Origin of the sequence: Streptomyces sp. NPDC059037, from assembly GCF_042740015.1 — a bacterium.
Lineage (GTDB): Bacteria > Actinomycetota > Actinomycetes > Streptomycetales > Streptomycetaceae > Streptomyces.
In genome coordinates this window covers 1-25,154 of sequence record NZ_JBHYIG010000049.1, presented here as the reverse complement: position 1 = coordinate 25,154, position 25,154 = coordinate 1, and the positions used below count along the sequence as shown (strand labels likewise).

Genomic DNA, 25,154 nt, shown 5'->3' with positions numbered 1-25,154 from the left:
TTTCGGGGTTTTGGTCGCACACAACCTGTTTTGTCTCACACACAGAGCGGGGGTCATTCACCCCCCCTTACTGTTGACCCCCCGGGGGGGCCCCCCCCGCCTCACAAGCCACCGAACTGGTGGAGAGGGTCGCCGAGCGCAGGGCGACCGTGACCGGCTAGCCGGTCGGTGCACCGGCTAGGCGGTCAGTGACTTCTTCTCGCTCGCACCCTCGCTGCTGCTGCCGGGCTGGCCGGGCACCGCGTCCACGGTCGACGCGGCCTCCACGGCCGGGGCGTCGTCGCCGTCGTCGCCGTCGTCGCCGTCGTCGAGCAGCGTCTTCTCGTCGAACGGCAGCTTCCCGTCGAGCACCAGGGTGACCCGCTCCCGGTCCACCTCCTTGGTCCACGTACCGATCAGGAGCGTCGCGACCGCGTTGCCCGCGAAGTTGGTGAGGGCGCGGGCCTCGCTCATGAAGCGGTCGACGCCGATGATCAGGCCGACGCCGTCCACGAGGGCCGGCTTGTGCGACTGCAGGCCGCTGGCCAGGACCGCGATGCCGGACCCCGAGACGCCCGCCGCGCCCTTCGACGCGATCATCATGAAGAGGAGCAGCGAGATCTGCTCGCCGATGCCCAGCGGCTGGTCCATGGCGTCGGCGATGAAGAGCGAGGCCATGGTCAGGTAGATCATCGTGCCGTCGAGGTTGAAGGAGTAGCCCGTCGGGACGGTGATGCCGACGACCGGGCGGCTGACACCCAGGTGCTCCATCTTCGCGATGAGCCGCGGAAGCGCGGACTCGGACGACGAGGTGGAGAGGATCAGCAGGAACTCGCGGCCCAGGTACCTCAGGAGCTTGAACAGGTTCACGCCGGTGACCAGGCGCAGCAGCGTGCCGAGCACGATCAGGATGAACAGCGCGCAGGTGACGTAGAACCCGATCATGATCGTGGCAAGGGCCTTCAGGGCGTCCGTGCCGGTCTCGCCGACCACCGCCGCCATCGCGCCGAACGCGCCCACCGGGGCGGCCCACATGATCATGCCGAGGACCCGGAAGACCAGCTTCTGGATGTGCTCGATGCCGCGCAGGACCGGCGCGCCCGAGGAGCCCATCGCCTGCAGGGCGAAGCCCACGAGCAGCGCCACGAGCAGGGTCTGCAGGACCTCGGTCACGGTGAACGCCGAGACGAGCGTGGTCGGGATGATGCCGAGCACGAATTCGGTGGGGCTCTTGGCGGCCTCGTCCGCGGCCTCGTGGCCGACGCCCTTGGCCGCCTCGGTCAGGTCCATGCCGGAACCGGGGTGCAGGATGTTGCCGACCAGGAGGCCGATGGCGAGGGCGACGACCGACATCACGACGAAGTAGCCGAGCGCGAGCCCGCCGACCTTGCCGACCTTGGCGGCTTTACGGACCGAGCCGACGCCGAGCACGATCGTGCAGAAGATGATCGGCGAGATCATCATCTTGATCAGGTTCACAAAGCCGGCACCGACCGGCTTGAGCTCCTTGGCGAAGTCCGGGAAGAGCAGGCCGACGCCGATACCGAGCACGACGGCGATGATGACGGCGATGTAGAGATAGTGGGTACGGTCCCGCTTTGCTGCGGGTGCCGGAGCCACCTTGCTGTCGGTGGTGTCGGCCACGGGGGCCCTCCTTGAACGACTACGTCGGCGTTTTTCAGCCAGTGCGTGCGGCTCACGTCCTGGGCGGGGAATCCCGGCGACTATCTCTCGCCCTGTGAGGGCGGTCACCCTTACGTTCATTTAGTTCGTGCTTATACGGCGAGGCAGACTGGCACCATGCCCCTCACCCGTCGACCCCGCCCGCGCAGCCTCGCGGGCCAGCTCTTCGCGATGCAGATCGTCCTGGTCACCCTGGTGGTGGCCGGATGCGCCCTGTTCACGTTCCTGAGCGACCGGCGGCAGGCGGAGGAGGGCGCGCGCCGCCAGGCCACGGCCGCGGCGCGTGCGGTCGCGGACTCCCCTTCGGTACGTGAAGCGGTGCGCGGCGAGGATCCGACGAAGACCCTCCAGCCGTACGCGACCGATGTGCGCAGGCACACCGGCGTCGACTTCGTCACGATCATGGACCCGGACGGCATCCGCTGGACGCACCCCGACGAGGAACAGATCGGCGAGCGCTTCCTCGGCCACCGGGCGGACGCCCTGCGGGGCAAGACCTTCACCGAGACGTACACGGGAACGCTCGGCCCTTCCGTGCGCGTGGTCACCCCGATCCATGACGGCGGCCGCATCACGGGCCTGGTCAGCGCGGGCATCACCATCGAGGAGATCACCGAGAAGGCGCGCGGCCAGCTGGCCGCCCTGCTCGGTGTCGCGGCGGCCGCGCTCACGCTCGGCGCCATCGGTACGTACGTCATCAACGCCCGCCTGCGCCGCCACACCCACGGCATGAACGCCACCGAGCTGAGCCGGATGCACGACTATCACGAGGCGGCGCTGCACGCGGTGCGCGAGGGCCTGCTGATGCTGGACGGGCAGCGGCGGATCGCCCTCATCAACGACGGGGGACGCGAACTGCTCGGCGTATCCGGCGACTTGGTGGGCCGCAACGTCGCCGAACTGGGCCTGCCCGCCCCGCTCACGGGCGCGCTGCTCGCCGCCGAGCCCCGGGTGGACGAGCTGCACCTGACGGCGGACCGGGTGGTCGTCGTCAACACCTCCCCCGTGTCGAGCGGCGAGCGCAGAGGAACCGTGGTCACCCTGCGCGACCACACCGAACTCCAGGCCCTGACCGGCGAGTTGGACTCGGAGCGCGGCTTCACGCGGGCGCTGCGCTCGCAGGCGCACGAGGCGGCCAACCGTCTCCACACGGTGGTGTCCCTCATCGAGCTGGGCCGCGCCGACGAGGCGGTCGACTTCGCCACGGCCGAGCTGGAACTGGCCCAGACGCTGACGGACCAGGTCGTCGCGGCGGTCAACGAGCCGGTCCTCGCCGCCCTGCTCCTCGGCAAGGCGGCCCAGGCGAACGAACACGGCGTCGAGCTCGTCGTCTCCCCCGACAGCAGCATCGACGACGGCATGCTCCCGCCGGACCTGCCGGCCCGCGACCTGGTCACGGTCCTCGGCAACCTGATCGACAACGCGGTGGACGCGGCCCAGGGCTCCCCGGCGGCCCGCGTGACGGTGACGGCCCGCGCGGACGAGCAGGGCCTGACGCTACGGGTCTCGGACACGGGCCCTGGCGTGGACCCCGCCCACACGGAAGCGGTCTTCGAACGAGGCTGGTCCACCAAGGCCGCCACGGGCCGCGGCCTGGGCCTGGCCCTGGTCCACCAGACGGTGACGAAACACGAGGGAACACTTACGGTGCGGGAGGCGCCGGGGGGCGGGGCGGAGTTCGAGGTCCGCTTGGGAGGAGAGTCGCTCGCGTTGTGGGCAGGCGTTCCGCAGGGCGGAACGGGTGGGCACAACGCTCCACTGCCGGGTGCCGATGAAGAGGCGTCCAGTACAGAGGACGTACCAAACGGAGGCACCAAGTGACCGAGGAAATCCGCGTACTGGTCGTCGAAGACGACCCCGTGGCCGCCGACGCCCACGTCCTCTACGTAAACCGCATCCCCGGCTTCCACGCCGTAGGCAAAGCCCACACCGCCGCCGAAGCGAAACGCGCCCTCGACCGCACGGACGTCGACCTCCTCCTCCTGGATCTCCACCTCCCCGACGGCCACGGCCTCCAACTCGCCCGCACCCTGCGGGCCGCAGGCCACCGCACGGACGTCATCGCGGTGACGTCCGCCCGCGACCTGGCGGTGGTCAGAGAAGGCGTATCCCTCGGCGTGGTCCAGTACGTGCTGAAGCCCTTCACCTTCGCCACCCTCCGCGACCGCCTCACCCGCTACGCGGACTACCGCACCGCCGCAGGCGAGGCCACCGGCCAGGACGAGGTGGACCGCGCCCTGGCGACCCTCCGCGCCCCGAGCCCCGCCGCACTCCCCAAAGGCCTCAGCGGCCCCACCCTGGAACGCGTGACCCGCGGCCTGCGCGACGCCCCGGCCGACGGCCTGACCGCGGCGGCCGCCGCCGAGTCCGTCGGCATCTCCCGCATCACCGCACGCCGTTACCTGGAGCACCTGGTCACCACGGGCCGTGCGACGCGCACCCCGCAGTACGGCCATGTGGGCCGCCCCGAGTACGTGTACCGCTGGCTGACTTCAGCCACCTGAGAAACCGCAGAGCCACCCGGTGGACACCAGAAGCGAGGCCGCCATAACAACGTTGTCACGTTGATGACAAGCGGCGCCGCACGGGCATTGACCTTGCTCCGAGCACGCCCTTACGTTCACCGGGCAGCCCGCGTTGCAGCCCCGCGTGGCAACCTCGCCGCGTCGGCCAGTAGGAGGTCGTGCCCGTGCGCCCCACCACTCCACTGCTCCTCGCCACCGCCCTGGTCGCCGCCGGCACCCTCACCGCCTGCGGCGGGGACTCCGGCGATGACCCGGACACCGTGAAGGTCTCCTTCAAACAGTCCACGGACAACCAGATCAAGGTCATGGACAACTTTCTGGCCGACGTGAAGAAGCAGTTCGAGAAGGAGAACCCCGGCAAGAAGGTGAAGCTGGTGCCGATCAAGGCGCCGGACTCCGAGTACTACACCAAGCTGCAGCAGATGATGCGCTCCCCGAAGACCGCGCCCGACCTGGTCTACGAGGACACCTTCCTCATCAACTCGGACATCACCAGCGGGTACTTGAAGCCGCTCGACCCGTATCTGGACAAGTGGAAGGACTGGGACCAGTTCATCGACACGTCCAAGTCGGCGGCGAAGGCGGCGGACGGCAAGACGTACGGCGTGCCGGACGGCACCGACACCCGCGGACTCTGGTTCAGCAAGGCCATCTTCAAGAAGGCCGGTCTTCCCGCCGACTGGCAGCCGAAGTCGTGGGACGACATCCTGGAGACGGCACGGACCATCAAGAAGAAGGTCCCCGGGGTCACGCCCCTGAACGTCTACACCGGTAAGCCCGCGGGCGAGGCGGCGACCATGCAGGGCATGGAGATGCTCCTGTACGGCACGGGCAAGGACCCGATGTACGACCCGCAGTCGAAGAAGTGGGTGACGGGCAGTCAGGGCTTCAAGGACTCCCTGGAGTTCGTCGAGACGGTCTACAAGGAGAAGCTCGGCCCGGACGTCTCCGACGCCCTCGACCCGAACTTCGCCACCCGGGTGCGCGGCGAACTCCTCCCCGAGGACAAGCTCGGCATCAACCTGGACGGCTCGTGGCTGCCGCAGGACTGGGGCAAGGGCGCGGGTCACGAGTGGCCGGAGTGGTCGCAGAAGCTGGGCCTCGCCCACATGCCGACCCAGAACGGCGAGGCTCCCGGCAAGGTGAGCATGTCCGGCGGCTGGACCTGGGCGATCCCGTCCAAGGCGTCCAACCCGGACCTGGCCTTCAAGTTCATCGAGCAGATGCAGACCAAGGCCAACGCCCAGAAGTGGTACGTGGCGAACTCGGGCATCGCGGTCCGCAAGGACGTCGCGGCCGACCCCGCGTATCTCAAGGCGCAGCCCGGCCTGAAGTTCTTCACCGACCTGGTGTCTTCGACGCACTACCGCCCGGCGTACCCGGCGTATCCGAAGGTCTCCACGGCGGTGCAGGAGTCCATGGAGAAGGTCACGACGGGCGACGCCTCCGTGGCCGACGCGGCGAGCGGATACGACGAAGAGGTCAAGGCGGCGACGGACGGCGAGGTCATCAAGAAGTGACCGCCGCACCCCCCGCCGGGCCCGGCGACATCGTCAAGACGGCGCCGGGCCAGGGCGCACCGCGCCCCCCGTCCCGCCGCGGGAGGACCGGCAGAGCGCTGACCCGCGCCCTGCCCGTCTCCCCCGCCGTGATCCTCCTGCTCCTGTTCCTTGCGGGGCCGATCGGCTACTGCGCGTACATCGCCTTCACCGACCTCCAGCTCACCGGCCAGGCCGAGTCGAGCTTCGTCGGGTTCGACAACTTCCGTAAGGCGTTCGGGGACGAGGCGTTCCTCAACGCGGTCTGGCTGACCCTCGTCTTCACCGTGCTGTCGTCCCTCATCGGCCAGAACACCATCGGCCTCGCGCTCGCGTCCCTGATGCAGCGGGCGTCCAAGCCGGTCCGCACGCTCACCGGCGCGATCGTGATCACGGCGTGGGTGCTGCCCGAGGTGGTGGCGGCCTTCCTCCTGTACGCGTTCTTCCGCCGCGAGGGAACCCTCAACGCGGTACTCGACTTCCTCCATCTCCCGTCCCAGAACTGGATGTACACGCTGCCGATCCTGGCGGTTTCGTTCGCCAACGTCTGGCGCGGGACGGCGTTCTCGATGCTGGTCTACTCGGCGGCCCTGAACGAGATCCCCAAGGAGATCACCGAGGCGGCCGAGGTGGACGGCGCGGGCGGCTGGCGCCGGATGTGGCACATCACGCTGCCGATGATCCGCCGCTCCATCGGCACGAACCTGATGCTGAACACCCTGCAGACCCTGTCCGTCTTCGGCCTGATCTGGGTGATGACGCGCGGCGGCCCCGGCAACCGCAGCCAGACCCTCCCCCTGTTCATGTACGAACAGGCCTTCCAGAAGAGCATGATCGGCTACGGCACCGCGGTGGCACTCCTGCTCCTGGTCGTCGGCTCACTCTTCTCCCTCGTCTATATGCGCCTGCTCCGCACGGAGGTCTGAGTGTCCGCCAATACCGTCAAGGTGTCCGCCGGCACCGTCAAGTCGCCCTCCAGGACGCTCACTTCACGTCGTACGAGCCGGCGCCTCGCCGCGGACGCGGGGCTGCTCGTGGTCGCGGCGGCGTTCGTCCTGCCGCTGGCCTGGGTGATCCTGTCCTCGCTCGACACCAAGGCCGACCTGAAGGTGAAGGTCCCCGACGGTATCACCCTGGACAACTACGACGCCGTACTGACCCCCGAAATCACCTTCACGCCGCTGATGAACAGCCTGCTGCTCTGCGGCGGCGGCACGATCCTGACGGTGGTCTGCGCGGCACTCGCCGCGTACCCGCTCTCCCGCTTCAAGTCCCGCCTGAACCGCCCGTTCATGCTGACGATCCTCTTCGCGACGAGCCTGCCGATCACGGCGATCATGGTCCCGGTGTACGCGCTGTTCGTACAGGTGGACCTGATCGACACGATGCAGGGCACGATCTTCTTCTTCGCGGCGTCCCAACTCCCGTTCGCCATCTGGCTGATGAAGAACTTCATGGACGGCGTGCCGAAGGAACTGGAGGAGGCGGCATGGACGGACGGCGCGTCGCCCTTCCAGTCGCTGATCCGCATCGTCCTGCCGCTGATGGGCCCGGGAGTGGCCGTGGTCACGGTCTTCTCGTTCGTCATGATGTGGGGCAACTTCTTCGTCCCGTTCATGCTGCTCCTGACCCCGGAGCAGATGCCGGCCTCGGTCAGCATCAACGACTTCTTCGGCAACAAGGGCACGGTCGTCTATGGCCAGTTGGCGGCCTTCTCCATCATCTACTCGACGCCCGTGATCCTTCTGTACGTCCTGATCTCACGGAAGCTGGGCGGCGGCTTCGCGCTCGGCGGCGCAGTGAAGGGATGAGGCAGTGAGGGGACGAGGAACTGAAGGGGGTGCGGGAGTGAAGGGGTGACCTGCCCGCCCGGTGCCCGAGCCGCTGGCTAGGATCACCGGGTCTGAGGGAGGACACATGCGGGGGCGTTTGCTGAACGGTCGGTACGCGTTGCTGGCGCCGATCGGCGCCGGTGGCATGGGGCAGGTCTGGCGGGCCCGGGACGGAAGCCTGGGCCGCGAGGTGGCGGTCAAGCTCTTCGTGCCGTCGACGTCGGCGGGCGAGAGCGAGGCCGATCAGCTCCTGGCCAGGTTCCGGCAGGAGGCCCGTGCCGCGGCCGCGCTCGACAGCCCGTACATCGTCGCCGTGCACGACCACGGCACGGACGACGGGACCCCGTACCTCGTGATGGCCCTGGTGCAGGGGCGCTCGCTCGACCAGGTGCTGCGCGAGAGCGTCCGGGTCCCGGTCGCGGACGCGCTGCGCTGGGCGGCGGACATCTGCCGCGCCCTGGACGCGGCGCACTCGGCGGGCGTCGTGCACCGTGACATCAAGCCCGGCAACGTAATGATCACCCCGGACGGCACCGCGAAGGTCGTCGACTTCGGCATCGCCACGTTCATGGAGCGCGTCGCGGGCGACTCGCGCCTGACCCGGACCGGGCAGCTGCCGTTCGGCAGCGTGCCGTACCTGGCACCGGAGCGGTTCCGCCAGGAGCCGGGCGACGGCCGCACTGACCTGTACGCGCTCGGCTGCGTCCTCTACGAACTCCTCGTCGGCAGACCGCCGTTCACCGGTTCCGCGGCCGGCGTCATGTACAACCACGTCAACGACGCGCCGCTGCGCCCGAGCGCGGCACGCGGCGAGGTGACGCGGCCGGTGGAACGCCTGGTACTCGACCTGCTCGCCAAGGACCCCGCGGACCGTCCGGCGGACGCGGCGACGGCGCTGGAACGGGTCCTGGCGGCGGCTGGGTCGCTGCCGCCGGATGATACGGAGTCGTCCGATTCCGTACGTCCCGCTGAAGTGCCGCCCGACGTACAGGACTCGGTTGCCGACTCCCCATCGGACCGTCGGCCGGCGACCTCACCGGCGGCGGATCCGCCCCACAAGCCGACGGTCCGGGTGGGGAACCCGGGCGGAGATCCGGGCGACGCGCCCGCGGTGGCCCGCATCGCGAACGCCGACACCCGACCGGCCGTCCACAAGGACACCGCCGCTGTGGCCACGCCGGACGCCCGGCAGCCCCGCTCCCGCAAACGCCCGCTGATCGCCGCCGCCCTCGTCCTCGCGGTCGGCATCCCGACGGGCCTGGGTATACGTTCCCTGACGTCCGAATCCTCCGACGATTCCAGCAACTCCGCAGGCAAGCAGGCGGAAACGGTCTACGAGATCGGCGTCGCCCACGACTCCCGGCACGTCGGCGCCCCCAGGGAAGGCGTCGAGCCGGACGAGTACGAGACCTCGGAGTTCAAGCAGTTCACCACGCAGCAACTGCGCACCGTGAAGTCCGCGTTCGCCGAGACGCTCGGCACCAAGGGCGGCGGCCGCTTCCGCATCGTTCCCGTGACGGCCGACCCGGACGTCAGCTCCCGCAAGATGCTGGCGAAGCACCCGCGCATGCTCGCCGTCATCGGCGACACCTCCGGCTTCGCCTGGGTGCACGACACGGACGAGGCGTTCCTCCCCGAGATCAGCACCTGTTCGGGCGTCGCCCACGCCGACGGCGCGTTCGCCATCCCCGCGGATGACGCGCGGCAGGGCACGGCGATGGCCCGCTACCTCCTGTCGCAGACGAAGGCCCGCCGAGTGCTGGTGGCGGAGGACAAACTCTGGGCGAACCGCGAGGACGGCATCGGCACGGCGCTGCGCAGGGGCGGCATCACCACCGAGGCACTGGACATCGGCTCCGGCGACGTGAAGCCGCCCCAGATCCCTGCCCTGGCCACCAAGGCACGGGCGGAGGCGGTGGTGGTACCCGCCAACTCGGACGCCGGAATGTGGACCAAGCGCCTCAGGGCCGACGGCTTCAAGGGCCCCGTGCTCACCCAGAGCAGCGTGGAGGGCGTCTGCCAGGACTCCGAGAAGCGGACGAGCACCGAAGCCACCGAGAAGAACATCCCCGCAGGCGTCCTGCGCACCCGCAACTACACCGGCGAACCCGACCAGAACCTCCCCGCGCAGGGCAACCAGGAGCTGTACGACGGCGCGATGGCCCTGGCCACGGCCCTCGGCAAACTCCCCGCCGACGACTCGGCGACCTCGCTGCGACACACCCTGGACCGCGAGATCCAGCGGGTCTCGGTCAACGGCGTACTCGACGAGGTGTCCTTCGAGAAGCGCCGTTCGGCACGGGGCCGCCCCGTGTGGATCGACCGCCGGGACGACGGCACTTGGAAGGAAATCGGCAAGGTGGACGACAAGTACGAGCGCATGGGTCAGTAGCCCGGGAGCGGACACCAACCACCGCCCGACGCCCTAACCCGGCTCTCCCCCCAACTCCCCACCCCGCTCCCCGAGAACACCCCGCGCCCCCACGGCCGCACGGCCGCACGAATCCGCGCGGCCACGTCGGCGGCCTCCTCCGGCGACACGGCAAGGACCCCGTTCTCGGTCATCAGGGAGTGGAACTGCTGCTCGCGGTAAGGGACTTCGGGCGGCAGGGCCGCGATGTGCCAGTGCAGATGGCTGTTCCCCTGCTGGCTTCGGCGCGACGAGGACCTTCCCGGGGAGGGTGGGCCACCGGTCGAGGAAGGCGACATGTGCCTCGTCCTCGAAGACGATCTCGTGTGGGTAGTCCGGATGCCCGCCGAGAAGCGCACAGACGAAGCACGGCCCGCTCCGCGAACGCTCCCTATAGGCCTCGAGATCCATGTCGTCACCCTGAGGCAGGGCCAGTTCGCGTCGCGGTGACGGCCACCGTCGCGTACTCCATCGTGAATCCGCCGCCCATCGCATCGATGGCGGACCCGACGCCCTCGAGGACCTGCGCCAGCTTGTCCGGCGGGAGCTGGGTGAGGTTGCCGTGGGTGGGCAGCTGGTCCAGCCATGCGTCCCGGCCATAGGACTGATCCCAGTCGAATCGCCACTGCTCCGGGGCGCTGAACCCGCCCGCTGCTCGCATCCCGTCGGCGGCTTTGGTGAACATGGCCTGATACACGTCCAGGGCTCGCTTCGGCAGCGCGTCGACGTTGAACGGGGATTCCGGCATCACCCGCCGGTAGACCGCCGCCTGGGCTTGGGCCAGTTCGGGCGGAAGCTGGAACACGTGCCAGAACGCCGCAAGGCGGCCGCCGGGCCGCAGCACCCGCGCGGCCATGACCGCTCCCGCGACGGGGTCGATCCAGTGCCAGGCCTGTCCCGCGACAACGGCATCGAATTCCCGCCCGGCGGGATCCCACTCCTCGAACGTCGCCACCTCCACCTCCACCCCGAACTGCCGCGCCAGTTCGGCCATCCGCGGGTCGGGCTCGACTCCAAGGACCCGGCAGCCGGCGCCCTGGAACTGCCGGGCGGCGATGCCGGTACCGGAGCCGACATCGAGAACTTCAGGTCCCCCGGCGGCGATCCGGTCCACGAGACCCTGGGGATACCGGGGCCGGGCCCGGTCGTACCGCTCGGCGTCAGAACCGAACGACTCGGCCACCTGCCGATAGTGATGTGGCTTGAGGGCAGAGGGAGTTGAGCCCTCCGAAGGTATAGTGGGCATGCGCCCACTATGGTGGGCACGTGCCCACTCGTCAACGGAGGGGCGGGCCCGCCCACCCTCGAAGTGGAGACACACGGTGCCAACAGGGGTAGCCATCCGCGACGCCCGCGAGCAACTCTTCGACGCGGCGGAACGCATCCTGCTCCGCGACGGCCCGAGCGCACTGACCAGCAGGGCGGTCACGACGGAGGCAGGCTGCGCAAAAGGCGTCCTGCACCGCCACTTCACGGACTTCGACGCGTTCCTGGCAGAACTGATCCTGGACCGCATCGCAGCTGTCGAACGTCAGTCGGCCACCCTGCACGAGACCGCCGGAACCGGCACGGTGACGACCAACCTCACCACCGCCCTGACGACCCTCTTCAGCTCGGTGGCCGTGTCGATCGTCGCCCTGATCACCTTCCGGGACGACCTCCGAACCCGCCTTCGCGAGACGAGACCAACCCCCGGCATCCCCCTCCTGACAGAGGCCACGGCCATGCTCACCACCTACCTGACCGCCGAACGCGACCTGGGCCGCATCACCCCCGACGCGGACATCACCACCCTCGCCCCCACCCTGATCGGCGCCGCTCACCTCCTCTTCGCCGACCGATCCGGCACCCCACCGGAGGCGACGGCAGTCCAGAGAACCGTGACCACGGTGCTGGCAGGCGCCGCACGGATTCCGGACCGCCCCTAGGCTCGGCCGACATGCACACGGAACACGACCACATCCGGGCCTGCCTGACCGACCGTCAGCACTGGATCCTCGGGGCCCGACACCTCCGGCCGCTTCAACACCCTCCTGTCCGACTTCCCCTGGACGACGAGCCGGGTGCTCCTCGGCCCCGGGCCCGAGGTACTTCTGCGGTGCCGATCTGGTGAACGGCGCCCCGCGTCCGGTATTCGGTGACTTCGCGGAGTGCGACGGCCGCGATGTCGTCACGGCGTACGGAGCTCGCGGGCAGAGTCCGACCCCGTAGCCTCCCACCAGATCCGCAACCTCACGTGAATCCCCGCCTCCGGTCTGTGCCCCATCGCGAAGGGGCGTCATCGTCGAGGAGATCCAGGCCATCAACCGTCAGGCACTCTGACACGACCGCACCACATCCGATAACTTCGCTCTTGCGTACGGATATTGAGGTTGCGCGAGTGGTAGGGGTAGACACATGGGGGGCCATAGGCCGCGGGATTGGCACGTCCTGGACTTGGACAAGGATCCGACTCCGGGTGATCCGGACCGGGTTCGCAGTCTCGCCAAGAACTTGCACGACTTCTCCGACGATGTGGGCAGGGTCCTTCGCGACATCAAGGGGATGGCGGGCGAGGACGCGATCCTGAAGTGGGCGGGCAAGACGGCTGACGCGTTCACCGAGCAGTTCGAGGATGCTCCCGCCAAGCTGAAGAAGCTCAAGAAGAGCTACGAGATGGCGGGCGATGCGCTGTCGGCGTACTGGCCAGATCTGGAGCGCGCCCAGACCCTCGCCGACAAGGCGCTGGTCAAGGGCCGTGAGGCGCAGGCCGACTTGAGCAGTGCCAAGTCGAAGCTGACGTCGGCGAACTCCTGGGTGGAGCGGGCGGGCAAGGAAGCCGACAAGTACAAGGACGACGACGGCGGTTCCAAGGGCAAGGATGTGCCCAAGCCGGATCCGGACAAGGTCAAGGCCGCCACCCGCAACGCCGCCTCCGCGGAGAAGGCGCAGAGCTCCGCCCAGGGTGATGTCACCTCCGCGCAGAGTGCGCTGGACGCGGCGAAGAAGATGGCCGAGGACGCGCGCAAGATGCGCCAGGAGGCCGCCGGTACCGCCAAGCGGAAGATCGACGAAGCGTCCGACGCGGGCATTCAGAACCGCAAGTGGTGGGAGGAGATCGGCGACTGGGTCTCCGACAACTGGGACACCATCATCGCCGTCTGCAAGGTCGTCGTCGCCGTCGTGGGCGTCATCGCGATGATCGTGGGCGGGCCGATCCTGGCCGCCATCGTGATCGTGGCCGGAGCGATCGTCCTCGCCGACACCTTGAGTAAATACGCAAAGGGCCAAGCCACCCTCATGGACGTCGCGTTCGCGGCGCTGGACTGCGTACCTGGCATGAAGGGCATCACCACCGCCGCCAAACTCGGCAAGGGCCTGAAGGGGCTCAAGGGCGGCCTCAAGGGCCTGAAGAGCGCCCGCAGCATGCTCGGCCGGGGCAAGGACGCGTTCGGGCGCAGCGCCAAGGCGGTCTGGAAGAAGCTGACCGACCCGGTCGACCTTGCCACCGGGCAGATGTTCCTGCCACAGACCGACATCGAACTGCCCGGCACCCTCCCCCTGGTCTTCCGTCGCCGCCTCGCCTCCGACTACCGCAGCGGCTGGTGGTTCGGGCCCACCTGGTCCTCCACCATCGACCAGCGCCTCGAAGTCGACGAAGAAGGCGTCGTCTTCGTGTCCGAGGACGGGCTGCTACTGGCCTACCCCCATGCCGATGGGCCCGGGACGGCGATGCTGCCGGAGGTCGGCCCCCGCTGGCCCCTCGTCCGTCTGGACCACGGCGGCTATCGAATCGACGACCCGGTCACGGGGCAGAGCCGCTATTTTGCCTTGCCGGCCGAGGGCCTGGCACCGTTGGAGCGCATAGCCGACCGCAACGGCAACACCATCGACTTCGACTACGACAGCGATGGCACGCCGTACGCGATCCGGCACTCCGGCGGCTACCATCTCAAGCTCGTGGTCGAGGAGGAGCAGGTCACGGATCTGATCCTGGCAGGAGGGGCCGAAGACGGCTCAGACGTCACGATCAAGCAATACGGATACAGCAACGGGAACCTCACAGAGGTCATCAACTCCTCCGGTCTGCCCCTGAAGTTCACGTATGACGAGCGGCTGCGCGCCACCTCCTGGACGGACACCAATCACAGCCGCTACGACTACACGTACGACGACCAGGACCGCTGTACAGCCGAAGGCGGCGAGGCCGGGCACATCGCCCTCACCCTCGCCTACGACGGCACCGATCCCGACTGGCCCGGTTGCCGGGTCACCACCCTCACCACCGCCGAGGGCGCCGTCACCCGGTTCGTCATCAACGAGCGATGCCAGGTCGTCGCCGAGATCGACGCACGAGGCGGGATCACCCGGACCAGTTACGACTCAAACCATCACGTCGTGTCTTCGACCAACCAGCTCGGACACACCACAACATTCGTAAACAATGCCCTCGGCCAGCCCACGCAGGTGACTCGGCCGGATGGCACAGTGCTGCGCTTCGCTTACGACGGCCTGGGCGCTCCCACCCTTGTCAGGCTGCCCGACGGTGCTGAATGGCACCGGGAGTACGACGAGCGGGGCAACTGCACATCCGTCACCGATCCAACTGGAGAGAGCACACGCTCCACGTACGACACCCTGGGACACCTCACCGAGGTCACCGACGCGTTGGGCCATACGAGGACAGTCCGCTGCAATGCTGCCGGCCTCCCCATCGAACTGACCGACCCATTGGGAAACCAGCGCTCCTACGCGTACGACCCGCTCGGCCGCGTGAGCTCAATGAGCGACCAGCTGGGAGCGGTGACTCATCTCTGGTGGACGACCGAAGGTCAGATCGCTCGCGTACTCAGGCCGGATGGTTCACAACTGGCCTGGACCTACGACGGCGAAGGAAACTGCATTCGCCACATGGACGCAAATGGCGGTGTAACCACCTTCGAATACACCCACTTCGATCTCCTGAGCGCACGAACCGACCCGGATGGCTCACGCTACGAGTTCGCATACGACTCATCCCTCCGGCTGACGGAAGTCACCAACCCATTGGGATTGACCTGGGCGTACCGCTACGACGCCGCAGGGCGTCTGACATCGGAGTCGGATTTCGACGGACGTACTCTGACGTACACCCATGACGCGGCTCATCGCCTGACCTCACGTACGAACGCCCTCGATCAGACTGTGCGATTCGAGCGAGACCAACTCGGCCAGACCATCCGCAAAGACGCTGAAGGACACGTCACTACCTACGAGTGGGATACCGCCGGCCAGCTCATACAGGCCATCAGCCCAGAGGCAGTACTCACTCTCACCCGCGACCACAAGGGCCTCATCACATCCGAAGCAGTCAACGGTCGGACCAACAGATATGCCTATGACGCTCTGGGCCGCCGCAAAAGCCGTACCACTCCGTGCGGCGCCGCCACTACCTGGACCTACGACGCTGCGGGCCGCCTGAGTGAACTGACGGCGGCAGGCCGCACGATCTCCTTCGAGCTCGACACGGCTGGTAGGGAACTGAGCCGCCGCATTGGCCACGAACTCACGCTGGAGCATGAATTCGATGAAGTGGGTCGCCTCACCAGTCAGACGGTGAAGGGAACGGGCAGGCCTGTCCAACATCGCGCATACGCGTACCGAGCCGACGGCCATCTCCTGGAAGTCACAGACCAGTTGGACGGATCCCGCAACTACGACCTGGATGCGGCCGGCCGCGTCACGACGGTCCATGCTCACGACTGGAACGAGACCTACGCCTACGACAGTGCGGGAAACCAGACCAGTGCCGGCTGGCCACCGCTCCATCCAGGTCATGAGAGCACAGGCTCACGTAGCTATGCGGGCACACGGATCACTCGCGCGGGCAACACCCGATACGAACACGACGCCCAGGGGCGCACCGTCCTGCGCCGGAAGACCCGGATTTCACACAAACCAGACACCTGGCACTACTACTGGGATGCCGAAGACCGACTGGCCTCGGCGAGAACACCAGACGGCACCCTCTGGCGCTATCAGTACGACCCTCTTGGCCGCCGCATCGCCAAGCAACGTCTCGCTCCGGATGGCGAATCAGTGGTGGAGCAAGTGGACTTCACATGGGACGGCTCGACACTCTGCGAGCAGACCACCAGCGGAGCCGACCTGCCGAACCCAGTAACTTTGACCTGGGACCACCAAGGTCTGCACCCCATATCCCAGTCCGAGCGCATCACCGCACCTGACGCGTCTCAGGATGAGATCGACACCCGATTCTTCGCCATCGTCACCGACCTCGTCGGCACTCCGAGCGAACTCGTCAGCGAGTCGGGCGACATAGCCTGGCGTACCCGCACAACCCTCTGGGGTACCACCACCTGGAACGCCTCAGCCTCCGCGTACACCCCGCTCCGCTTCCCTGGCCAGTACTTCGACCCGGAGACCGGACTCCACTACAACTACTTCCGCCACTACGACCCGGAGATATCACGCTACGCCAGCCCTGATCCCCTCGGTCTCGCACCGGCGCCCAACCCCAACGCATACGTCAAGAATCCGCACACACAATCCGACCCGCTCGGGCTCTCGCCATACCCCAATGAGCATCTGGGTAACCTGCCTATTCACTCTCGCTACGATAGGTTCTACGTTAGGGCTGGCGAGCTGGTCGACAATAGAATAGCCAGCCATCCGTTGACGGATGCCCAGATGCTCGGAGGCGATGTAGTTGGGCACGGAGGAGTCAGAAATCTCCCCAACGAGGATCTGACGAGATTTGGAGGACCTCAGGGGAATGACCCCATCAGCGGCTATCGCGACTGGGCACCGGGCGACTCACCCCAGTTCCCTGGATCGCAGGTCCATATCACTGGAGGCCATCACAGGACCGCAGAGGTCGTTCGTCGAATTCAGGCCGGCGAAATGGATCCGGATATCCTTATTGAATTTGCACTACGGGAGTGAAAATCGTGACCCCAGTTCTACTCGACGGACCGCTCCCTTTGATCGCTGACGTCATCATAGAAAGCCACCAGGGATCAGATCACGTATGGGTATGCGTGAGACCCGGGGACCGGGCGACAGGAAAGGGATGGCTGGGCTGCTGGAGCAGTAAGGAAGCGCAGCCGGGAGAAGCGGATGTCAGGATGTTCCTGGCCGCCTTGAACGGATTCATCGTCGACAAGGTCACCATGGGACCGGTCGGCCCCGGGCTAACCGACCACTACTTCCACGAGGGATGGAACACATGGGGCCCTGGCACCCCGGGGCCGCTGAGCCGTTCAGTGGCAGCACTGCCGTCAGGCGACGAGACGCCATGCAGAATCGAGGACTTTCGGATCGGCGAAGGAGAATAGAATCCAGAATGGCCACATATGAGTACGTAGGCCCTCCCGAAATAAAGGAGAGCATCCAGAATGGAACGGGGTTCCGGGTTCAGTCGGCAGGGGACCTGGAGAAGTTCTTGTCGTCCCGTGACCGTGACGAACTGGATCAACCATTCACCTTCATCGTTGACATGTCTGGGATCTTGCGACTCGCCGCCCGTCGATCCGAACATGTGGCATGCGCCGGCGGCGGAACGGTACTTGCCGCCGGAGAGATCGAATTCTCCCGCCAGGCCGACCGATGGATGGCAGTCTCCGTCAGCAATCAGTCGACGGGCTACTGCCCGGATGTCGAGTCGTGGACGGCGGTCGAGAGCGCACTCGACCATGCAGGCATTCAGCACGGATCCGGCTACTCTCACCCCATCACATTTCGCCGCTGCCCGCGCCCGTCATGCCGTGAATGGAATTCGGTAAAGGATTCGTACTTTTTCTGCGTATTCTGCGACAGCCCCCTTTCGGTGACGAGTCGCGAATTTTAATCGCTTCAGAGCTCGCTCATGCCGAATGCGCTCGCGCCGTGAGCACACCGTCCGCGCCATACACAAAGCGCCCCCGCCGGAGCGGTCCACCGCCCACGAGGAGGTGTCACCCCCGCTCGAAGAGTCCGAGGGGCGAGACGGATGTAAACCCCACGAAACCCCCGTAGCTTCCTACCAATCCGCAACCTCGTGTGAACGCACCGTAGTCACCACCCCCGCGCGCACCTACCGTGTGCCCGTGCAACCGAGCCAGCCCAACCAGCCCACGCCCCCGTTCAACTTCCCCGCCGCCCGTCGCCTCCGCGAGGCGTTGGGGATGGCGCACGGGCATGTCGCCTACGGGATGCGGGCGAGCTACGGGCTCGCGTACATCACGCCCGAGACCATCGCCGCCTGGGAGCGCGGGCTCGCCGCGCCCACCTCCGCCGAGCTCACCGCGCTCGCGGGCACCCTGTGGTGCTCGCCCGGTGAACTCATGGGCGCCGCGACGACCCTGCGGGAGCACCGGATGGCCCGCGGGCTCGCCCCGGAGGACGTCGCTCGGGGGTCCGGCGTCGAGATCCAGGCGTATCTGCGCATGGAGGAGACCAACACCTGGCGCGGCAACGACCGGCAGTCCGCCGCCCTCGCCGAAGTGCTGCAGCTGCCGCTGCAGGATTTCATCACCGTCACCGGGCGCGCCGACGAGCTCGCCGAGCTGCTGCGCAGCGCCGTGACCAGCCGCTGGCAGGGGCTCGTGCGGCCGGTGAGCAAGATGCTGCCCGTGCAGAAGCGGCACCTGGAGGATGTGCTGCAGCAGCTGCACACCGACTATCAGGCGCGGATGGTACGGACGCTGAGCTGGGGCGGCGGGACGGGCGCGGACGCGTCAGGGAGCGCCGGCCGCGACTACCTGGACCGGATCCTCGAGCACTTCTGGGCCCTGATGCGCGGCACGGGGACCGCCGGGCGCTGACGCACCCTCCCGCCCTGATGCGCGGCACGGGGACCCCCGCGCGCTGACGCACCCTCCCGCCCAGATGCGCGCCACGGGGACCCCCGCGCGCTGGCACCCGGCAACCAGCCCCCCAGCTAGAAGACCGACTCCGCCTCGTCCATCCGGTCCTTCGGCACGGTCTTCAGCTCGGTCACCGCGTCCGCGAGCGGCACCATCACGATGTCCGTGCCCCGCAGCGCCGTCATCCGGCCGTAGTCCTCGCGGTGCGCCGCCTCCACCGCGTGCCAGCCGAAGCGGGTCGCGAGGACGCGGTCGTACGCCGTCGGGGTGCCGCCGCGCTGCACATGGCCGAGGATGACCGGCTTGGCCTCCTTGCCGAGGCGGGTCTCCAGCTCGTACGCCAGTGCCGTACCGATGCCCTGGAAGCGCTCGTGGCCGAACTGGTCGATCGCGCCCTTGGTGTAGTCCATGGTGCCTTCGGCGGGGTGCGCGCCCTCGGCCACGCAGATCACCGCGAACTTCTTGCCGCGCGCGAACCGCTCCTCGACCAGCTTGACCAGGTCGGCGGGGTCGAAGGGGCGCTCGGGCAGGCAGATGCCGTGGGCGCCGCCCGCCATGCCGGACTCGAGAGCGATCCAGCCCGCGTGGCGGCCCATGACCTCCACCACCATCACGCGCTGGTGGGACTCGGCCGTCGTCTTGAGGCGGTCCATCGCCTCCGTCGCGACGCCCACCGCCGTGTCGAAGCCGAAGGTGCGGTCCGTCGACGAGATGTCGTTGTCGATTGTTTTCGGGACGCCCACCACCGGCAGGCCCGCGTCCGACAGCATCTTCGCGGCCGTGAGGGTGCCTTCGCCGCCGATGGGGATCAGTACGTCGAAGCCGATCTCCTTGGCGAGCGCGGGCGCGTCCTCGCAGGCCGCGCGGAAGCGGGCGCGCTCCAGGCGGGACGAGCCGAGGATCGTTCCGCCACGGGCGAGGATGCCGCTGACCTCATTGAGACCGAGGCTGCGGTAGCGGCCGTCGAGCAGGCCCGCGTATCCGTCCTCGAAGCCGATGACCTCGTCGCCGAAGTGCGTCACGGCTCGGTGCACGACCGACCGGATCACTGCGTTGAGGCCGGGGCAGTCGCCACCTGCGGTGAGAATTCCGATGCGCATCGTGCTGTGTCTCCTGCTCCCTGTTGATACTTGTGAGCCGGTCCGATTGTTCCACGGCCGAGAAGCGGTCGCCGCTCGCGGCTGCCCCGCCGAATCCTGGGGAGGAGGGCCTTGGACCCGCCCGGCAGGGCCGTTCGTCCGGCGGGCGACCTAGCCAGCCACGGAGGTATTGTCAAGGGGGCACGGCAACCTTATCGGGTCATTTGTGCAGCCTTGCCCGGTCTTGCCGGGACGGGTACCCAGACCGCAGCGAAGAAGGAGAGAGCACGCGTGACGCGCAGCGTGTACGTGACCGGGATCGACCGGGGCGACGGCCGCCAGGTCATCGAGCTGGGAGTCATGGAGCTCCTGACCCGTCAGGTCGACCGGGTGGGGGTCTTCCGGCCTCTCGTCCATGACGGGCCCGATCGTCTGTTTGATCTCCTCCGCGCCCGCTACCGGCTCGCGCAGGACGCGGCCTCCGGGTACGGCATGGACTACCACGAGGCCTCCGCGATCCAGGCCGAGCAGGGCACCGACGAGCTGGTCTCCCAGCTCGTCGACCGTTTTCACCGGGTGGCCAGGGACTACGAGGTCGTCCTCGTCCTGGGAACCGACTTCGCCGCCACCCAGCTCCCCGACGAGCTCGCGCTCAACGCCCGTCTCGCCAACGAGTTCGGCGCCGCGGTCATCACCGTCGTCGGCGGCAAGAACCAGACCGCCGAATCGGTGCGCGCCGAGACGCGCAACGCCTATCGCGCGTACGAGTCGCTCGGCTGCGACGTCCTGGCGATGGTCACCAACCGCGTCGCCCCCGCCGACCGCGACGAGATCGACGAACGGCTCGCGGCCAGCCTGCCCGTGCCCAGTTACGTCCTGCCCGACGAGCCGGCGCTCGCCGCCCCCACGGTCGCCCAGATCACCCACGCGCTCGGCGGCCGGGTCGTCCTCGGCGACGACGCGGGCCTGGCCCGTGACGCGCTCGACTTCGTCTTCGGCGGCGCCATGCTGCCGAACTTCCTGAACGCCCTGACCCCGGGCTGCCTCGTGGTCACCCCCGGCGACCGCGCCGACCTCGTCGTCGGCTCGCTCGCCGCACACAGCGCCGGTACGCCGCCCATAGCGGGCGTCGTGCTGACCCTCAACGAGCAGCCGGGCGAGGAGATCCTCAAGCTCGCCGACCGGCTCGCGCCCGGTACCGCGGTCATCGCCGTCTCCGGCGGCTCCTTCCCCACTGCGGCCGAACTCTTCGCCCTGGAAGGGAAGTTGAACGCCGCCACGCCCCGCAAGGCGGAGACGGCCCTCGGCCTCTTCGAGCGGTACGTGGACACCGGCGGCCTCCTCAAGCGCGTATCGGCGCCCAGCAGCGACCGCGTCACGCCGATGATGTTCGAGCACAAGCTGCTCGAGACGGCCCGCTCGGACAGGCGCCGCGTCGTGCTGCCCGAAGGCACCGAGGAGCGTGTCCTGCGCGCCGCCGACGTGCTCCTTCGCCGCGGCGTCTGCGACCTGACCCTCCTCGGCCCGGTCGAGCAGATCCGCAAGAAGGCCGCGGACCTCGGCGTCGACCTCTCCGCCGCGCAGCTCATCGACCCGCAGACCTCCGAGCTGCGCGACGCCTTCGCCACCAAGTACGCCGAGCTGCGCGCCCACAAGGGCGTCACGGTGGAGCTCGCGTACGACGTCGTCGCGGACGTGAACTACTTCGGCACGCTGATGGTGCAGGAGGGGTTCGCCGACGGCATGGTTTCGGGTTCTGTTCACTCCACGGCCGCCACCATCCGGCCCGCCTTCGAGATCATCAAGACCAAGCCCGATGCCTCGATCGTCTCGTCGGTCTTCTTCATGTGCCTTGCCGACAAGGTTCTTGTGTACGGCGACTGCGCGGTGAACCCGGATCCGGACGCCGAGCAGCTCGCCGACATCGCCGTCCAGGCGGCCGCCACCGCCGAGCAGTTCGGCGTGGAGCCGCGGATCGCGATGCTCTCGTACTCGACGGGCACGTCGGGTTCGGGCGCGGACGTCGACAAGGTGCGCGAGGCGACCGAGCTGGTGCGCGCGACCCGCAGCGATCTGAAGATCGAGGGGCCGATCCAGTACGACGCCGCCGTCGAGCCCTCGGTCGCGGCGACGAAGCTGCCGGACTCCGAGGTCGCGGGCCAGGCCAGCGTGCTGATCTTCCCTGACCTCAACACCGGCAACAACACCTACAAGGCGGTCCAGCGCTCGGCCGGCGCGATCGCCGTCGGCCCGGTCCTTCAGGGTCTGCGCAAGCCGGTCAACGACCTGTCCCGCGGCGCCCTCGTCCAGGACATCGTCAACACCGTCGCCATCACCGCGATCCAGGCCCAGGGCCCGGCCACCACCGCCATATGACGTCTATAGAAAGCGCCGCACCCGTGAAAGCCACCCGCGTCCTCGTCCTCAACTCCGGTTCCTCGTCGGTGAAGTACCAGCTGCTCGACATGCGCGACAGCTCGCGTCTCGCCGTCGGCCTGGTCGAGCGCATCGGCGAGGAGACCTCGCGGATCAAGCACACCCCGCTGACCGACGGCGCCGATGAGCGGGAGCGCGAGGAGCCGATCGCCGACCACGAGGCGGCCCTGAAGGCGGTCTCCGCCGAGCTGGCCGCCGACGGGCTCGGCCTGGACTCCCCCGAACTGGCCGCGATCGGCCACCGCGTGGTGCACGGCGGCCTGAAGTTCAGCGCGCCCACCGTCATCACGGACGAGGTGCTCGCGGAGATCCAGCGGCTCGTCCCGGTGGCGCCGCTGCACAACCCGGCCAACATCACCGGCATCCGCACCGCCCAGGCGCTGCGCCCCGACCTCCCCCAGGTCGCCGTCTTCGACACGGCGTTCCACACGACGATGCCGGAGTCGGCGGCCCGCTACGCGATCGACGTGGCCACCGCCGACGAGCACCGCGTGCGGCGCTACGGCTTCCACGGGACCTCGCACGCGTACGTGTCGCGCGAGACCGCCAAGCTCCTTGGCAAGGCACCCGAGGACGTGAACGTCATCGTGCTGCACCTGGGCAACGGCGCCTCCGCGAGCGCCGTCCGCGGCGGCAAGTGCGTCGATACGTCGATGGGGCTCACGCCGCTCGAGGGGCTCGTGATGGGGACCCGCTCCGGTGACGTGGACCCGGCGGTCGTCTTCCATCTGGCCCGGGTCGGCGGGATGTCGATCGACGAGGTCGACGCCCTGCTCAACAAGAAGAGCGGTCTGATCGGGCTCTGCGGCGACAACGACATGCGGGTCATCCGGCGCCGCATCGACGAGGGCGACGCGGCGGCCGCGCTCGCCTTCGACATCTACATCCACCGTCTGAAGAAGTACATCGGCGCGTACTACGCGGTGCTCGGCCGGGTGGACGCCGTCGCGTTCACGGCGGGGGTCGGCGAGAACGCGGCTCCCGTGCGGGAGGCTGCCGTCGCGGGCCTGGAGGAGCTGGGGCTCGCGGTCGACGGGGAGCTGAACTCCGTACGTTCCGACGAGGCCCGGCTGATCTCGCCGGGGTACTCGCGGGTCGCCGTCGCCGTTGTCCCGACCGACGAGGAGCTGGAGATCGCGCAGCAGACCTACGCACTGGTCGGGAATCGGCCATGACCGCAACGCCTGAGCGCCCTGCCGCCCATTTGTAGATTCCACCAGACGGAATATTCCGTAGCGAAACAAACCGATAGGATCGCCCCATGCGCCGTTCCAAAATCGTCTGCACGCTGGGTCCAGCCGTCGACTCCGAAGCACAGCTCGTCTCGCTGATCGAAGCCGGCATGAACGTGGCCCGATTCAATTTCAGCCACGGCACGCACGCCGAGCACCAGGGGCGGTACGACCGCGTCCGGGCCGCCGCCGAGAAGACCGGCCGGGCGGTCGGCGTCCTCGCCGACCTGCAGGGGCCGAAGATCCGTCTGGAGACCTTCGCCGAGGGACCCGTCGAGCTGGTGCGCGGTGACGAGTTCACCATCACCACCGATGACGTGCCCGGCGACAAGTCGATCTGCGGCACCACCTACAAGGGCCTGCCGGGCGACGTCTCGCGCGGCGACCAGATCCTCATCAACGACGGCAACGTCGAGCTGAAGGTCATGGACGTCGAGGGCTCCCAGGTCAAGACCATCGTCATCGAGGGCGGTGTCATCTCCGACCACAAGGGCATCAACCTGCCCGGCGCGGCCGTGAACGTGCCCGCCCTTTCGGAGAAGGACGTCGAGGACCTCCGCTTCGCCCTGAAGATGGGCTGCGACATGGTCGCCCTGTCCTTCGTGCGCGACGCCGACGACGTCAAGGACGTCCACAAGGTGATGGACGAGGAGGGCCGCCGGGTCCCCGTCATCGCCAAGGTGGAGAAGCCGCAGGCCGTCGAGAACATGGAGGGCGTCGTCGCGGCGTTCGACGCCGTGATGGTGGCCCGTGGCGACCTGGCCGTCGAGTACCCGCTCGAGAAGGTCCCGATGGTGCAGAAGCGCCTCGTGGAGATGTGCCGCCGCAACGCCAAGCCGGTGATCGTCGCGACCCAGATGATGGAGTCGATGATCACCAACTCCCGCCCCACGCGCGCCGAGGCGTCCGATGTCGCCAACGCGATCCTGGACGGCGCGGACGCGGTCATGCTGTCCGCCGAGTCGAGCGTGGGCGCGTATCCGATCGAGACCGTGAAGACGATGTCGAAGATCGTCACCGCGGCCGAGGAGGAGCTGCTCTCCAAGGGTCTGCAGCCGCTCGTGCCCGGCAAGAAGCCGCGTACGCAGGGTGGTTCGGTCGCCCGTGCCGCCTGTGAGATCGCGGACTTCCTCGGCGGCAAGGCGCTGATCGCCTTCACGCAGTCCGGCGACACGGCCCGCCGGCTCTCCCGCTACCGCGCCGCGCAGCCGATCCTGGCGTTCACCACGGACGAGTCGACCCGCAACCAGCTCGCGCTGAGCTGGGGCGTGGACACGTACGTCGTCCCGCACGTGGACAACACCGACGCGATGGTCGAGCTGGTCGACGCCGAGCTGATCAAGCTGCAGAAGTTCAACGACGGCGACACGGTCGTCATCACCGCGGGCTCGCCCCCCGGTGTCCCCGGCACCACCAACATGGTCCGGGTGCACCACCTGGGCGGCGGCGACCGCGACTGACCCGCCCGTCCCGTACGCCACTGAGGGCGCCCCCGGGGGAGGGGGCGCCCGCAGGGGGGTTGCGGGGCCCGCACCAGTCGCGTATACACAACTGACGCAGCCGACCACAAACCAACTGTAGATCTCGGTCCACCCCCTAACATTAAAAATCGATT

Annotated in this window: 17 protein-coding genes; 13 read left to right on the top strand and 4 right to left on the bottom strand. The window is 68.1% G+C overall.

Going from position 1 to position 25,154, the window contains the following annotated elements:
* Positions 1 to 177: 177 nt before the first annotated feature.
* Positions 178 to 1,623, bottom strand: a complete 1,446-nt coding sequence (locus tag ACFWY6_RS13460; RefSeq protein ID WP_384688810.1) for a cation:dicarboxylate symporter family transporter — start codon at positions 1,621 to 1,623, stop codon at positions 178 to 180.
* A 156-nt stretch (positions 1,624 to 1,779) separates the two neighbouring features.
* Between ACFWY6_RS13460 and ACFWY6_RS13455 the strand changes: the two genes are divergently transcribed.
* The 6 genes from ACFWY6_RS13455 to ACFWY6_RS13430 all read left to right on the top strand — a co-directional run bounded on the left by ACFWY6_RS13455 (position 1,780) and on the right by ACFWY6_RS13430 (position 9,949).
* The gene (locus tag ACFWY6_RS13455) at positions 1,780 to 3,483 is read left to right on the top strand and encodes an ATP-binding protein (RefSeq protein WP_384688808.1); all 1,704 of its coding nucleotides are present in this window, start codon (positions 1,780 to 1,782) and stop codon (positions 3,481 to 3,483) included.
* Positions 3,480 to 4,166 (top strand): response regulator, encoded by a 687-nt coding sequence (locus ACFWY6_RS13450; RefSeq protein WP_384688805.1) that lies wholly within the window; start codon positions 3,480 to 3,482, stop codon positions 4,164 to 4,166. Before ACFWY6_RS13455 ends, ACFWY6_RS13450 begins: the two co-directional genes overlap by 4 nt.
* A gap of 179 nt (positions 4,167 to 4,345) precedes the next feature.
* Positions 4,346 to 5,707: an extracellular solute-binding protein gene (locus tag ACFWY6_RS13445; protein ID WP_384688802.1), complete on the top strand. Its 1,362-nt coding sequence runs from the start codon at positions 4,346 to 4,348 to the stop codon at positions 5,705 to 5,707.
* Positions 5,704 to 6,651: a carbohydrate ABC transporter permease gene (locus ACFWY6_RS13440; protein WP_384688799.1), complete on the top strand. Its 948-nt coding sequence runs from the start codon at positions 5,704 to 5,706 to the stop codon at positions 6,649 to 6,651. Before ACFWY6_RS13445 ends, ACFWY6_RS13440 begins: the two co-directional genes overlap by 4 nt.
* 21 nt (positions 6,652 to 6,672) lie before the next feature.
* Positions 6,673 to 7,536 (top strand): carbohydrate ABC transporter permease, encoded by an 864-nt coding sequence (locus ACFWY6_RS13435; RefSeq protein ID WP_266873128.1) that lies wholly within the window; start codon positions 6,673 to 6,675, stop codon positions 7,534 to 7,536.
* A gap of 106 nt (positions 7,537 to 7,642) precedes the next feature.
* On the top strand, positions 7,643 to 9,949 hold the full coding sequence (locus ACFWY6_RS13430) for a protein kinase (protein ID WP_384688797.1): 2,307 nt from the start codon (positions 7,643 to 7,645) through the stop codon (positions 9,947 to 9,949).
* Here the strand turns inward: ACFWY6_RS13430 and ACFWY6_RS13425 are convergent.
* Positions 9,943 to 10,266, bottom strand: coding sequence for a hypothetical protein (locus ACFWY6_RS13425; RefSeq protein WP_384688794.1), 324 nt, complete (start codon positions 10,264 to 10,266; stop codon positions 9,943 to 9,945). The two genes, ACFWY6_RS13430 and ACFWY6_RS13425, sit on opposite strands and share 7 nt — an antisense overlap.
* 116 nt (positions 10,267 to 10,382) lie before the next feature.
* Complete coding sequence (locus ACFWY6_RS13420; RefSeq protein ID WP_384688792.1) at positions 10,383 to 11,213, bottom strand: class I SAM-dependent methyltransferase; 831 nt, start codon at positions 11,211 to 11,213, stop codon at positions 10,383 to 10,385.
* 76 nt (positions 11,214 to 11,289) lie between these two features.
* On the opposite strand from ACFWY6_RS13420, the gene ACFWY6_RS13415 reads away from it, so the two are divergent.
* The 4 genes from ACFWY6_RS13415 (at position 11,290) to ACFWY6_RS13400 (ending at position 18,750) form a co-directional block, all read left to right on the top strand.
* Positions 11,290 to 11,895: a TetR family transcriptional regulator gene (locus ACFWY6_RS13415; RefSeq protein WP_384688788.1), complete on the top strand. Its 606-nt coding sequence runs from the start codon at positions 11,290 to 11,292 to the stop codon at positions 11,893 to 11,895.
* 469 nt (positions 11,896 to 12,364) lie between these two features.
* Positions 12,365 to 16,891: a DUF6531 domain-containing protein gene (locus tag ACFWY6_RS13410; RefSeq protein ID WP_384688785.1), complete on the top strand. Its 4,527-nt coding sequence runs from the start codon at positions 12,365 to 12,367 to the stop codon at positions 16,889 to 16,891.
* 400 nt (positions 16,892 to 17,291) lie between these two features.
* Positions 17,292 to 17,795, top strand: a complete 504-nt coding sequence (locus tag ACFWY6_RS13405) for a hypothetical protein (protein WP_384688782.1) — start codon at positions 17,292 to 17,294, stop codon at positions 17,793 to 17,795.
* Positions 17,796 to 18,027: 232 nt separating this feature from the next.
* Positions 18,028 to 18,750: a helix-turn-helix domain-containing protein gene (locus tag ACFWY6_RS13400; RefSeq protein ID WP_384688779.1), complete on the top strand. Its 723-nt coding sequence runs from the start codon at positions 18,028 to 18,030 to the stop codon at positions 18,748 to 18,750.
* Between the two features lie 116 nt (positions 18,751 to 18,866).
* Here the strand turns inward: ACFWY6_RS13400 and ACFWY6_RS13395 are convergent, their stop codons facing one another.
* Positions 18,867 to 19,892, bottom strand: coding sequence for a 6-phosphofructokinase (locus ACFWY6_RS13395; protein WP_384688777.1), 1,026 nt, complete (start codon positions 19,890 to 19,892; stop codon positions 18,867 to 18,869).
* A gap of 270 nt (positions 19,893 to 20,162) precedes the next feature.
* Between ACFWY6_RS13395 and pta the strand changes: the two genes are divergently transcribed.
* The 3 genes from pta to pyk all read left to right on the top strand — a co-directional run bounded on the left by pta (position 20,163) and on the right by pyk (position 24,999).
* A complete protein-coding gene (gene pta / locus ACFWY6_RS13390; RefSeq protein WP_384688774.1) occupies positions 20,163 to 22,247 on the top strand; it encodes a phosphate acetyltransferase in 2,085 nt (694 codons plus the stop codon).
* Positions 22,244 to 23,482, top strand: a complete 1,239-nt coding sequence (locus ACFWY6_RS13385; RefSeq protein ID WP_384688771.1) for an acetate kinase — start codon at positions 22,244 to 22,246, stop codon at positions 23,480 to 23,482. Before pta ends, ACFWY6_RS13385 begins: the two co-directional genes overlap by 4 nt.
* A gap of 86 nt (positions 23,483 to 23,568) precedes the next feature.
* Entirely contained in the window at positions 23,569 to 24,999 is a 1,431-nt protein-coding gene (gene pyk / locus ACFWY6_RS13380) for a pyruvate kinase (protein WP_360766963.1), read from the top strand.
* Positions 25,000 to 25,154 lie beyond the last annotated feature (155 nt).

Coding starts and splice junctions, on each gene's coding strand:
- ACFWY6_RS13455 (WP_384688808.1), top strand. CDS start 1,780: ATGCCCCTCACCCGTCGACCCCGCCCGCGCAGCCTCGCGGGCCAGCTC.
- ACFWY6_RS13430 (WP_384688797.1), top strand. CDS start 7,643: ATGCGGGGGCGTTTGCTGAACGGTCGGTACGCGTTGCTGGCGCCGATC.
- ACFWY6_RS13425 (WP_384688794.1), bottom strand. CDS start 10,266: ATGTCGCCTTCCTCGACCGGTGGCCCACCCTCCCCGGGAAGGTCCTCG.
- ACFWY6_RS13420 (WP_384688792.1), bottom strand. CDS start 11,213: ATGCCCACTATACCTTCGGAGGGCTCAACTCCCTCTGCCCTCAAGCCA.
- ACFWY6_RS13410 (WP_384688785.1), top strand. CDS start 12,365: ATGGGGGGCCATAGGCCGCGGGATTGGCACGTCCTGGACTTGGACAAG.
- ACFWY6_RS13405 (WP_384688782.1), top strand. CDS start 17,292: ATGGCCACATATGAGTACGTAGGCCCTCCCGAAATAAAGGAGAGCATC.
- ACFWY6_RS13395 (WP_384688777.1), bottom strand. CDS start 19,892: ATGCGCATCGGAATTCTCACCGCAGGTGGCGACTGCCCCGGCCTCAAC.
- ACFWY6_RS13385 (WP_384688771.1), top strand. CDS start 22,244: ATGACGTCTATAGAAAGCGCCGCACCCGTGAAAGCCACCCGCGTCCTC.
- pyk (WP_360766963.1), top strand. CDS start 23,569: ATGCGCCGTTCCAAAATCGTCTGCACGCTGGGTCCAGCCGTCGACTCC.